Below are 12456 nucleotides of genomic sequence, written 5' to 3' on the forward strand. Positions count from 1 at the left end.
AGTTACAAAAAGAAGAGGCGATCGCAGAACTTCCGAAATCTGAAGAGTTAACCTCAGATTCAACCTCTGAAGAGGCGACTTCTGAAGAGTTACAAAAAGAAGAGGCGATCGCAGAACTTCCGAAATCTGAAGAGTTAACCTCTGAAGATTCGACTTCTGAAGATTTAACTTCTGAAGATTTAACTCTTGAAGAATTACCTTCCGAAGAAGCCAGTGCCGACGCTTCAAAAACCGAACCGCCTGCGCCCCAACCTCAGCCTAAAATTGCCAAATTTGACTATCAAAATCGCCTTTATCAATGCGGTTTGTACGAACTCGCAGATGGAAAAGAACTCCGAATTCGCAACGATCGCGGTCAAGTTCTCGCGGTTCGACAGGGTAGCGAAACGGGGTTACTCGGAACGAGTCGCGAGGATGCGAAAATAGTTAACGTTCGACAAAAGCGGTTTTTCGACTTAATTAAAGCCGCAATGCAAGCATTGCGAGTTTAGTTAAAAAATCCGTCAAACCTCGTTAGATTGACATCCAACAAACAGCCGAGAATTCAAAATAAAACCCTCAAATCTAGGCGGCAAGCAAACAGATAAAAATAGCGGTTTTTAAGGGTGCATTTCAATTCTGTATCTTTACAAATTTGAGATACACCCGGTTTTCAATCAGATTTTATACGAATTTTAAACTGGCTTTTTAAACTGGCTTCCGTTGGATTTCGTAAACTCAACCCAACCGATAAAACTTCGATTAAAAAAAATTGAAAAAGCTCGATCGCACAAGTCGATCGAGCCAAGGTGGAGGAACAGAACGATAAATGTAAAGACCGTTTTAGAGGTCGCCGCCTCGGAAGGCCAGAACGAAAACCACCAAAGGACCAGCGACCACGATCAGACCCACCAGCGTTAATTGAATAATGGGTTCCCAGTTAATTGATGCTAAAGCTTCCATAGAGTTCTCCCAATCGGACGAAACAGGGCTAAATTATAAATCGCTGTAAATGCCGTTTAACATCTTACTGGCTTAGCCCCGTCGGATTTTAATAAAGTTTACAAAACTATACAAAAAAGCGAAAGATAAGCCGATCGCCCCCAGATTTTCCCAGTATTTCGTCTCTCGTTCCCCGGAACCGCCGCGACAGGGACGGCGAAAACCCGCTAAGCTCGATATAGACCTTCGACCCTAGGAGAGCGATCGCGTGGCTACCTGGCAATGTATCAAACAATGTGGCGCTTGTTGCTACCTCGCCCCGGACGAACGACCGGATTTAGAAGACTATCTTACCGCTGACGAACTCCAACAGTATCTCAGCCTCGTGGAAGCAGACGGTTGGTGTCGCAATTTCGATCGAGACACCCGCGAATGTCGCATTTACGACGATCGGCCCGCATTTTGTCGCGTTGACGCCGAGGAATACCAACGCCGCTACGGAATCGATCGCGAAGAGTTAAACGAATTCGCCATCGAATGCTGTCGGGAACATATCGACGACATTTATGGCGATCGCAGCCTAGAACGGTTAAAGTTCGATCGCGCCGTAGGAACCCCTCGCATCCTGCGCCCCCGCTAAGCTAAATTCCCCAACTCTTGTAAAATTACAGAAAGTGTAACAACACTTGAAGTTTTCGATCGCAGCCATCACCCGTGAAAACCTCGACTTCCACCCCAGAACCCACCACCGACACCCCCCAATCCCCCGAAACGCCGAAAAATGGAATTCCGCGATCGGCTGTGACCGTCTTCGGTTCCACCTTCTTCACCATTTTTCTCGCCGAAATGGGGGATAAAACCCAACTCACCACATTGTTAATGACAGCGGAATCGAAATCCCCTTGGGTAGTGTTTCTCGGTGCGGGTTCCGCCCTCGTCCTCACCAGTTTAATCGGCGTTCTTCTCGGTCGTTGGTTAGCCAATCGCGTCTCGGAAGAGACGATCGAAACCCTCGCCGCCGTTCTCCTCATTTTCATTTCCATTTTACTCTTAGGTGAAACCATCTACACCTAAATTTTACAAAAATTTGAGAAGACTTTTCAGCCGTAACGTTCGATTGACAACATGGATTTTAACTTACTAGGATTAACGTTTTTCGCGGTTTTTATTTCCGAACTTGGCGATAAAAGCCAACTGGCAGCCATCGCCCTCAGCGGAAGTTCTAAATCCCCTCAAGCCGTCTTTTTTGGCACTGCGGGGGCGTTACTTTTGGCGAGTTTTTTAGGCGTTCTCGCGGGGGAAGGCGTCGCGCAACTCCTTCCAACACAGCTTCTTAAAGGCTTTGCCGCGTTTGGATTTGCCTTGATTGCTTTGCGGTTGTTGTGGAAACACGATTAGGCATTGTGAGTGTTGACTTCACTTAATAAGATCCCTGGCATCTAATAAGATCCCCGGCATCTCGAAGATGCCGGGGATCTGGCAGTTTATGAAAAACCTTAATTGGCAGTTGATCGCCAACCGTTAAACCTGAACCCTTAAACTTCAAGAAATTCGCGAACGATTTTTAAATAATTCGGGGCATCTTCCAACATGGGAAAATGCGCCGTATTGGGAAGCATCGCGTATTGAATAATTTTACTTTCGTTTTTCTCAACCGCTGCTTGTCCCATTTTAGCCGGGATAATTTGGTCGAATTCCCCCGAAACCAACAGCGTTGGAACCCGAACCTGAGAAAATTCACCGGGCATCGTTTCAGCCGCTTTTTGACTCACTGAAGTATAAATCGTTCCCAAAGCCGCCTCGTAATCTGCCATTAAGAAATCCGCTAAAAACGCCCGACGTTCTGTCGAGGGAATCTCCCGTTTCAGGAAACGTGCCATAAAAATTCGATCCATTAAAGGAATCGACGCCAGCCATTTGGGACGAAACTGAACGACGAGTTTTCCGAATTTGTGGAACGTCGTAAATTCCTTTTCGTTATATTCAAAAATGCCGCTACAGGTGAGAATGGCACGATCGATCCGTTCCGGGTAACGATTGAGAAATAAAGTCGCGATCGACGCCCCCATCGAATGGGCGTTCAGCGAAACGCGATCGATCCCCATTTCGTCCAAAAACACCGCCAAATCGTCAGCGTAAGTTTCCAATTCATAATCCAGACTCACGGATTTCGGAAGCCGAGAACGCCCGAATCCTCGCATATCGTAAAGCAAACAGTCGAAGCGATCTCCCAACGCCGCCGCCGTCGAACGCCAATATCTCGCCGAACCCGCCCAACCATGTAAAAACACCAACACGGGTTTGTTTCCAGACGGAGAGGAGTCGGGAATCCATTCATAGTAATGTTCGACGCCGCGCACTCCGATATAAGGCATGGTGGTTCGATCGCGTAGAGAATTGGTCTAGAGTTCGATTTTACCGCAGGCCATCGCCCCTGAGATTTTCGCGGTTTCACAAACCGTAACCGTCGAGACAGTTGATAAATTCCCGTGTTAGCGTTGGCGTGGAGGCGATCGCAACCGGAGGTTCAGCCGCGATGTATACCCGTTTCAAACCTATCGTTATCTTGAGTGCGATCGTCGTCTTACAGAGTCTCCTCGGTTGCGGGGCGCAAACCGAACAAGAGGTTCTCGAACGTCGCGAAACCACCGCTTACGACACTACCACCACCCGCGAAGCCGGGGAAGCCGCCCCAGAAGCCCCCATCGCCCAAACCGAAGCGTTCAACCAGGAAGATTACAACCAGGAAGACTTCAACCGGGAAGATTACAACCCCATCGAAGAAAACGATTTCCAACTGGTGCGATCGCAACCCCTTTCAACCTTTGCCATCGATGTCGATCGCGCCTCCTACAGTAACGTTCGCCGATTTTTGGAAATGGGGCAACTCCCCCCCAAAGACGCCGTTCGCATTGAAGAACTGATTAACTATTTTTCCTACAATTACCCCCAACCCGAAGGCGACGTTCCCTTTGCCATTTCCACCGAAATCTCCGAAGCCCCCTGGAATCGCAGCCACAAACTCGTCAGCATCGGCTTACAAGGGCGAGACGTCAACACCGAAAACCTCCCCCCAAGTAACCTCGTCTTCCTCTTCGACGTCTCCGGTTCCATGGAACAACCCGACAAACTCCCCTTACTCAAATCCGCCTTTCGCCTCCTCGTCAACGAACTCGACGAATCCGACAGCGTATCGATCGTTGTCTACGCCGGGGCGGCGGGTGTCGTTCTTCCGCCCACCCCCGGAAGCGAAAAAGACACCATCCTCAATGCTTTAGACAAATTACAAGCCGGAGGTTCCACCGCAGGCGGCGAAGGGATCGAACAAGCCTACGAACTCGCCCAACAGAACTTTATCGAAAACGGCAACAACCGCGTGATTCTCGCCACCGACGGCGATTTCAACGTCGGCGTTTCCAGCGAAGGGGCGTTAGTGCGTTTGGTGGAAAACAAGCGAGACAACGGCATCTTTTTAACAGTTTTAGGCTTCGGAACGGGCAACCTGCAAGATGCCAAAATGGAACAAATGGCGAACCACGGCAACGGAAATTACGCCTATATCGACAGTTTGCTAGAAGCCAAGAAGGTGTTAGTCACCGAAATTGGGGGAACCCTGCTGACGATCGCCAAAGACGTGAAAATTCAAGTGGAATTCAACCCCAGCAAAGTCTTGGCGTATCGATTAATCGGCTACGAAAACCGCCTGTTGAGCGATCGCGACTTCAACGACGATACCAAAGACGCCGGAGAATTGGGGGCGGGGCATTCCGTTACAGCCTTATACGAAGTGATTCCCGTGGGGGCAGAAACCGATGTCAACCTTCCCGATGTCGATGATTTGAGATATCAAGATACGGAAGTTTCGCCGCAAGCCGCCGACAGCGACGAGTTGATGTTAGTGAAATTGCGGTATAAAGAACCCGACGGCGACACATCGGAGTTAATTACCCAACCGCTTCTCGACAAAGGAGTTCGCCTCGACGCCACCTCCGACGATTTTCGCTTCGCCGCATCGGTGGCAGAATTCGGACTGTTGTTACGGGATTCGAGTTACAAAGGCGATGCCACTTGGGAACAAACCTTAGACTTAGCCCGCAATTCCCGAGGCGAAGATGCAGAAGGCTATCGCACCGAATTTATGCGTTTAGTGGAACAAGCGCAGATTTTAGCAGAATCCGCCGCTTCGGAAGACGGTGAATAGAGAACTCTAGAAACCGGGGAATTTTAAAATATCGAAGATCTGAAACCTGGAATTTCCCGGCCTACCTTCTTGACAAAAAAACAGGAAATCGTATAATACAACTATATTCAAGCTTTTATTAAAAAAAATTAAAAATTAACTTTTTGGTCGCTCGCGGCGAAGTTTAAACTTGATTTTTGGGAATTTTCATGATATTCTAATCGTATTCTAAGATAATTGGATTGTGCCTACTGTATTGATTTTTTAATCAACATACAGGAAGATCTGCATCGATCGCATAAAAAATATGCAATAATAAAAGATTGCATTTGTATCAAACAGTTTTATTGATGAGACCTAGAAAGCGATTCGCTCAACATTGGCTTCGTAGCGATGCCGTACTCAACAAAATCGTCGAAGCCGCCGAATTGTCAAAGGGCGATCGCGTATTAGAAATCGGGCCGGGACAAGGCGTGTTGACGCGGCGACTGTTCCCCGAAGTGAAGTCTCTAGTGGCGGTGGAACTCGATCGCGACTTATGCCGAAAGCTGGTCAAAAAATTCGGCGATATCGAAAACTTTCTATTATTACAAGGAGATTTCTTAGCCTTAGATTTACCGGAGGCGTTAAAAGAGGCGCCAGAGATATTTCACCATCAAAATAAAGTCGTCGCCAACATTCCATATAATATCACCGGCCCAATTTTAGAAAAACTTCTCGGAAAGATTGCGACGCCGAATCCGAACCCTTACGATGCGATCGTCTTGCTAGTCCAAAAAGAAGTCGGCGATCGACTCTGCGCCAAACCCGGTTCAAAAGCCTTCGGTGCGCTGTCGGTGCGGGTGCAGTATCTCGCCGACTGCGAAATCGTCTGTTCCGTTCCCCGAAAAGCCTTCTACCCGCCGCCGAAGGTAGAATCCGCCGTAGTAAAAATTACGCCACGGGAGATTTCAAATCCGGCGGAAAATCCCAAATGGCTGTCAACATTAGTGAAAGTGGGATTTTCTAACAAACGAAAAATGTTGCGAAATAACTTAAAAAGTTTAGTCGATCGAGAGCCGTTATTCGAGTTTTTTGAAACGCGAAATCTCAAACCAGAAGTTCGTGCCGAACGGTTAAGTGTTGAAGATTGGATTGCCTTAAGCAACGAAGTGAAACCCAGTCAACAACCATCTTAATCGATCGTAAAAACCTAAGAGTTGATATGGGGTGGCGACCTCGTCCAACTTAACCGAAAAATTGAGAAAAACGTAGGGACGAACCCTCGTTCGCCCCTACACCGACGCTTAAATATCTTTTTCGCCCAAAACGCTAATCATGCGATCGAACGGTTCGTCAATAAACGACGTATCTTCGATACCCGCTTCGGACACTTTCGTTTTCACGATGTCTTTGAGGATGCCGATACCGATGACAGTCGGTCCGATGGCGACATTGAGAGAGTTGTAAGTTTCTCTCAAACCGGCCAAAACCCGCTCGTCGAGAACATCGGTATCCCCAGCCACCCAAGCATAAGTGGCATAGCGGAGATAGTAATCCATATCCCGCAGACAGGCCGCATAGCGACGAGTCGTATAGCCGCTTCCACCCGGACGAATCAGTTCCGGCTGTTCGTCAAACAAGCGAGACCCCGCTTCCTTGACGATTTCAGCCGCTTGTCCGTTGATGGCGGCGGCCGCTTGCACCCGTGCCGTACCCGTCTCAAAATAAGACTTCAGGCGATCGATCGCATCGCGATCGAAGTAACGTCCCGTCGAATCGTAGTTTTTAATCAGCGTTGTAATCGCGTCTTGCATGAAAGTCCTCTTCTTCTAAATACCGGATCTAGTTCGATCTATTATTCTCCAATCGCGCACAGCACGATTAGAAACTCAACAAGATGCAACAATAGTGTATACCCAGCCGTTGCCGATCTCCGTTACCAAGCGATCGCGCCGAGTTTGCCGCTGACCTCCCCACACCAGGGCGGCATTGCGATCTTTATCATTTTTTACGACCAATTGGTATAAAAAGTTACAAATTCTTACAACACCTATCTCTACGATGATTCAGGTACTCGTAAGGCAGAGCCGTCGCGTGCGTGCAATACGTACTGTCTGGAGAAAGCAACACCGGCCGCCCCGCACCACATGGATTAGTTAGGGAGAAGTTAAGAGATGCCTCAAACGCCACAAGACGTCTTGAGAATGATTCAAGACGAAAATATCGAACTCATCGACTTGAAATTTGTCGATTTGTTCGGAATTTGGCAGCACTGCACGTTTCATCGCAGCTTGATTGAAGAAGACTCCTTTACCGAGGGGGTTGCCTTCGACGGTTCGAGTATCCGGGGTTGGAAAGCCATCAACGCCTCCGACATGGCAATGGTTCCAGATGCCACCACGGCCTGGATCGATCCGTTCATGGAAGTGCCAACCCTAAGTATGCTCTGTGCCATCAAAGAACCCAGAACGGGCGAATGGTACGAGCGCGACCCCCGTTCCGTGGCCGGTAAAGCCCTCGAATACCTCAAATCTACCGGAATCGGCGATACCGTCTACTGCGGACCGGAACCGGAATTTTTCGTGTTCGACGATATCCGTTACGACCAAAACGAACACGAAGGGTACTACCACGTCGATTCCAGCGAAGGTCTGTGGAACTCCGGTCGCATCGAAGAAGGCGGCAACCTCGGCTTCAAAACCGGCTACAAACGCGGTTACTTCCCCGTCGGACCGTCGGACACCCTGCAAAACCTCCGCAGCGAAATGCTGCTGACGATGGCGGACTGCGGCGTTCCCATCGAGAAGCACCACCACGAAGTCGGCACCGCCGGACAGTGCGAACTGGGGATGCGCTTTGCCGAACTCATCCAGGCTGCTGACAACACGCTGACTTACAAGTACGTCATTAAAAACGTCGCCCGTAAATACGGCAAAACGGCGACGTTCATGCCCAAACCCGTCTTTAACGACAACGGCAGCGGGATGCACACCCATATGTCCATCTGGAAAGACGGACAACCGCTGTTCTTCGGCAACAACTACGCCGATCTCAGCGATTTGGCGTTGTACTTCATCGGCGGCTTGCTGAAACACGCGCCGTCTGTGTTGGCGTTTACCAACCCTGCGTTGAACTCCTACAAACGTCTGGTTCCTGGCTTTGAGGCTCCGGTTAACTTGGCTTACTCCCAAGGCAACCGTTCGGCGTCGATTCGGATTCCCATTACCGGAAGCAACCCGAAAGCCAAACGCATCGAGTTCCGTTGTCCCGATGCGACTTCTAACCCATACCTCGGTTTCTCGGCCATGCTGATGGCAGGTATCGACGGGATTAAGAACAAAATCCACCCCGGCGAACCCCTCGATGTGGATATCTACGAACTCAGCCCCGAAGAACTGAGCAAGATTCCCTCTACGCCGGGTTCTCTCGAAGGTGCGCTGAGTGCGTTAGCCAACGATCACAAGTTCCTCACCGAAGGCGGCGTGTTCACGGAAGACTTCATCGACAATTACATCACGTACAAACTCGATAACGAAGTCAACCCGATTCGTCTGCGTCCGCATCCGTTCGAGTTCATGCTCTATTACGATGCCTAACGGTGATGATGGGATGATGAGGTGAGGAGATGATGAGATGGCTCTTCATCTCCTCCGATATCACTTCCTCCGATATCACTTCCTCTCGTCTCAAAAAATTCAAAAATTTTCCCCGTAGAGTTCTGATATCCCAGGACTTTACGGGGTTTTTTGGGACTGTGGGAATTTTGAGAATTCTGGAAAGGGGAGCGATCGCCACTTCAAACGAAAGTCGTTCACGCAATATCGCTGTACGCATCGATCGACCCATTAATCGACTCGACGATCGAAAACAGTTCGTTTGCATCGGCTTCCCCAAACAGCCCGTCTACCCCGTCCGCTGCAAAGTTGGAAAACGGCCGTTCGTACAGTTGAGCGGGATCGATCGCCCCGTTCTGCGTCAACCATTCAACAACAGTTTCGACGAACTTGATTTGATTGGCGTTAAAGCGGGAACCGTCGAGATACCGCTCGAAGGCGATGCGGGCGGCTTGGCGATCTAAACCGACAATTTCGCGGATAAACCATTTTAAATTCTTCTCGGGTTTGTAGAGACTCTCGAACTGCTGGCGGCTTTCGATCGCCATCATCGCCTCCGGACTCGACAGTAACGCATCGAGTGCGTCGAGGTCGCTTTCAGTGAGGGGGAGGTTGCGCTTGAGTTTGGCGATCGCCACGTGGTTTTCTCGATTGCGAATAAAGGCTGTCACCTTGCGCTTGTACTGCTCTAAACTGTATCCCGTCGGTTGCAGGGGCGTTTCCACTTCCTCGATCTCCCCCACGTCGTCGTTGAAATTGGTATAAACGAGGTTCTGGCGATCGCGATCGACAAACCGAACCAAATCGCGCAAGTTGCGCCGCAACGCTTCCAACATCGCCGGAGTGACGTTGATCCACCAAGATTCGTCTCGGGCGTCCTCAATACGATCGAGCTGTTCGCGAACCGGGTTGATGTTGGCTTTGTCCGTGAGTCCATCGAGAATCGATCGCAGGCGATCGCGCAAACTCACAAATCCCCGCGTCTGAGTTTCTCCCTGGGCGATGGCCAGTTGTAACTGACAGCAGAGTAAATCGAAATCTTTCGTCAAGCGACTTTCCGGCGGTTGCGAACTCGGAAGCGTTAGCAATCGATCGGCGAGAGTTTCCAAATCCTCCGGGCTGAGTTTGTCCCAGCGATCGCGACTTCGGAACGGATCGATCGCCTCGCGGTGAGAACGGACGAGAACGTTGTCCGAGTCGATATGACGAACGTGCTGGTGCAACTCGTCGAGAACCTGTCGGCGTAGAGAACTCTCCGACGGAAGCCGCTGACTGAGATCGAGGCGTTCTCGCAACAATCGCGTCGTCAAACTCGGTTGAGGCTTAGTGTGGATTTGCGGAATCTCCTGCTGGAAAAACTCAGCGTTTCCATAGAGGTCGAAAATCAAAAACTCCCGCTTGTGTACCCCAGGGGCGAACAAATCCAGACAGAGGCGCGTTCCCCGTCCGACCATCTGATTGTACTTAACGCGGGAGTATACAGGTTTAAAAAACACCAAGTTCGACACTTCCGGTACATCTACCCCCGTATCGAGCATATCGACCGAGATGGCGATAGTGGGTTGTTTGTCCGCCCTAGAAAAATCGTCGAGGAGACTTTGGGCTTTACTGTCGTGGCTGTCGATGACCTGGGCGAAAGTTCCGCCATATTCAGGATAATTGCGGTTGAAACGTTCCGTGATGTGTTCGGCGTGTCTGTGGTTGCGGGCGAAGACGATGGTTTTCCCCAGTCGATCGCCCCCTTCGACTTTTAACCCCCGTTCCATCAACAGTTGAATCGCGAGATCGGTGGTGTTGTCGTTGAACAGCCAGCGATTGAGGGCTTTCGCATCCACGAGATCGGGAATTTCCCCCGTTTCCGGGTCGGCGAGGCGTTCTTCGTACTCGTCTCGTTCGCTGTCGCTGAGGTCGTCGTAGCGAATCCCGTCTTGAAGGAATTTAAACGGAACGTCCAGGGTGCGCGGCGGAACCAGATAGCCGTCATCCACTGCATCGCCGAGTTCGTAAGCGAAGGTAGGGGCGTAATGACCGTCATCGTCTTCTTGGAGATCGAAAATCTTGAAGGTGTTTCGATCGATCTCGCTGCGGGGCGTGGCGGTGAGTCCCAACAGCAGGCTGTCAAAATACTCGAACAGGAACTTATATTTTCGGTAAACGGAGCGATGCGCTTCATCCACGATGACGAGATCGAAATAACCCGCCCCAAACGGTCGTTCGCCGTCGCTGTCGGTTTTATCGATGCGGTTGAACATCGTGGGATAGGTGGCCAAGACAATATCCTTGGCTTCCGGGTCGTCGCCATCGGAGAGATTGGCGATCGTGGCGTGGTCGAGATGGCGCTTAAACGCCCGTTTCGCCTGAGTCAGCAGGGCGGTTCGATCGGCCAGAAACAGAACCCGCTTGACCCAGTTGGCGCGAATCAGTAAGTCTACCAGAGCGATCGCAGTGCGGGTTTTTCCCGTTCCCGTGGCCATAACGAGCAAGGCGTTGCGGCGGTTGTCCTCAAAGACCTCGCAAACGCGGCGGATGGCTTCCTGTTGATAGGGTCGTCCGGCGATGTCGCCGTTGGCTGCAACATCACTGAGGCGGCGGCGGTTGTGGCGACGTTCGATGAGGCGTTTGAGTTCGTCTTTGCGAAGGAAGCCTTGAATTTTACGAGGAGGATAGCCTTGTCCTTGGCTTCCACCGCGATCGTCCCAGAGATGCGTTTCGAGACCGTTACTGTAGAAAATAATGGGTCTCTGTCCCGTTTCCGCTTCCAAACAGTCGGCGTAGAGACGAGCTTGCGTTTTTCCCGCTTGGGCGCTTTTGCTGGTTCGCTTAGCTTCCACCACCGCCAGAGGTAAACCGTTATCGTCCCAAAGAACGAAATCGACAGAACCGCGATCGCTGGGATTAGTCGATTTCGGCATTCCCGTCACCGGATATTCCCGACAGTGGGGCGCATCGGGGTCATGTCCGGCTTCGCGAAGCAGTACGTCAATGTAGAGGCGACGGGTTTCCGCTTCGTCGAGGGTGTGGCTGTAGTCGTGGCTGTCCGGTTCGCCTTGGTTGGCGGTTTTCAGCGCCTCGATTTGCGCTTGGAGTTGTTGGAGTTCGGCTTGATACGTTTCTTTATCCGCGAGTCGCTGGCGTTCGGCTTGGCGGCGGCGTTCGGTTTCCGCTTGCAGTTCAGTTTCGAGAGTTTGCAGTTGAGCGAGGGTTTGCGGGGTTTGGGTTGATGTCTCTGGGAGGAGGTTGGGGTTGAAGGGTTGTTTTCCTAAGTTCTTCCCGTTAGGACTGTAGTAACGCGCCAGCCAGTAGAGGAAATGATGGAGTTCTTGGAGGACGACGATGGCAGTTTTTGGGGGAATGTCGCCGGGGTTGTGGGCGGCTTGGTTTCCGAGTTTGTGAACGAGTCGGACTTTCTGGAACAGTTGGCGCGGGTTGAGGTTTTCGCGAAACGTCTGTTCGTGGATGAGTGCGCCGAGGTTGTCGCTGGCGGGGAGTTGTAAATAGGGTTCGTTGTCGTAGAGCCAGTTCACCGCTTGTTCGAGGGTGAAACGGGCGTGAAAGCAGGCGGCGCGAGGGTCAGTTTTGGCGCTGCCTTCGGCGCGGAGGGCGGCGGTGTGGAGTTCGGGGAAGGGTTGGCGGAGAAAGTCGAAATTTGAAGATTGCATAGCGATGTATCGTTGTAGGCGATCGTATTAAGTTTCTCGCTTTTTAACCACCTCCCCCCTTCCCAAGGGGGGACTGAGGGGGGATAAACAAGGGTTGCAT

Annotated in this window: 10 protein-coding genes and 1 pseudogene; 7 read left to right on the forward strand and 4 right to left on the reverse strand. The window is 50.9% G+C overall.

Features of this window, described 5'->3' with window-relative positions:
• Window positions 1-491 (forward strand): annotated as a pseudogene (locus ACP5D4_RS08295) (single-stranded-DNA-specific exonuclease RecJ); the annotation flags it as partial.
• 331 nt (window positions 492-822) lie between these two features.
• Here ACP5D4_RS08295 and psb30 read toward each other — a convergent pair.
• Window positions 823-942 carry a photosystem II reaction center protein Ycf12/Psb30 gene (gene psb30, locus ACP5D4_RS08300; RefSeq protein WP_017659726.1) on the reverse strand — a complete coding sequence of 40 codons (120 nt, stop codon included), beginning with the start codon at window positions 940-942 and terminating at the stop codon, window positions 823-825.
• A 247-nt stretch (window positions 943-1189) separates the two neighbouring features.
• On the opposite strand from psb30, the gene ACP5D4_RS08305 reads away from it, so the two are divergent.
• The 3 genes from ACP5D4_RS08305 to ACP5D4_RS08315 all read left to right on the forward strand — a co-directional run bounded on the left by ACP5D4_RS08305 (window position 1190) and on the right by ACP5D4_RS08315 (window position 2319).
• On the forward strand, window positions 1190-1561 hold the full coding sequence (locus ACP5D4_RS08305; protein WP_428011161.1) for a YkgJ family cysteine cluster protein: 372 nt from the start codon (window positions 1190-1192) through the stop codon (window positions 1559-1561).
• Window positions 1562-1635: 74 nt separating this feature from the next.
• Window positions 1636-1995: a TMEM165/GDT1 family protein gene (locus tag ACP5D4_RS08310; protein WP_428011162.1), complete on the forward strand. Its 360-nt coding sequence runs from the start codon at window positions 1636-1638 to the stop codon at window positions 1993-1995.
• A 51-nt stretch (window positions 1996-2046) separates the two neighbouring features.
• Window positions 2047-2319, forward strand: coding sequence for a TMEM165/GDT1 family protein (locus tag ACP5D4_RS08315; protein WP_428011163.1), 273 nt, complete (start codon window positions 2047-2049; stop codon window positions 2317-2319).
• A gap of 137 nt (window positions 2320-2456) precedes the next feature.
• Here the strand turns inward: ACP5D4_RS08315 and ACP5D4_RS08320 are convergent, their stop codons facing one another.
• The gene (locus tag ACP5D4_RS08320; protein WP_428011164.1) at window positions 2457-3296 is read right to left on the reverse strand and encodes an alpha/beta fold hydrolase; all 840 of its coding nucleotides are present in this window, start codon (window positions 3294-3296) and stop codon (window positions 2457-2459) included.
• Between the two features lie 161 nt (window positions 3297-3457).
• Here ACP5D4_RS08320 and ACP5D4_RS08325 point away from each other — a divergent pair, with 161 nt between their 5' ends.
• Window positions 3458-5122, forward strand: a complete 1665-nt coding sequence (locus ACP5D4_RS08325; protein WP_428011165.1) for a vWA domain-containing protein — start codon at window positions 3458-3460, stop codon at window positions 5120-5122.
• Window positions 5123-5451: 329 nt separating this feature from the next.
• A complete protein-coding gene (gene rsmA / locus ACP5D4_RS08330; protein WP_428011166.1) occupies window positions 5452-6279 on the forward strand; it encodes a 16S rRNA (adenine(1518)-N(6)/adenine(1519)-N(6))-dimethyltransferase RsmA in 828 nt (275 codons plus the stop codon).
• Window positions 6280-6387: 108 nt separating this feature from the next.
• Here the strand turns inward: rsmA and apcB are convergent, their stop codons facing one another.
• Entirely contained in the window at window positions 6388-6897 is a 510-nt protein-coding gene (apcB, locus tag ACP5D4_RS08335) for an allophycocyanin subunit beta (protein WP_428011167.1), read from the reverse strand.
• A 360-nt stretch (window positions 6898-7257) separates the two neighbouring features.
• On the opposite strand from apcB, the gene glnA reads away from it, so the two are divergent.
• Window positions 7258-8679 carry a type I glutamate--ammonia ligase gene (gene glnA, locus ACP5D4_RS08340; RefSeq protein WP_428011168.1) on the forward strand — a complete coding sequence of 474 codons (1422 nt, stop codon included), beginning with the start codon at window positions 7258-7260 and terminating at the stop codon, window positions 8677-8679.
• A 215-nt stretch (window positions 8680-8894) separates the two neighbouring features.
• Here the strand turns inward: glnA and ACP5D4_RS08345 are convergent, their stop codons facing one another.
• The gene (locus ACP5D4_RS08345; protein ID WP_428011169.1) at window positions 8895-12356 is read right to left on the reverse strand and encodes a DEAD/DEAH box helicase family protein; all 3462 of its coding nucleotides are present in this window, start codon (window positions 12354-12356) and stop codon (window positions 8895-8897) included.
• Window positions 12357-12456 lie beyond the last annotated feature (100 nt).

Origin of the sequence: Baaleninema sp. (assembly GCF_049974805.1) — a bacterium.
Lineage (GTDB): Bacteria > Cyanobacteriota > Cyanobacteriia > Cyanobacteriales > Geitlerinemataceae > Baaleninema.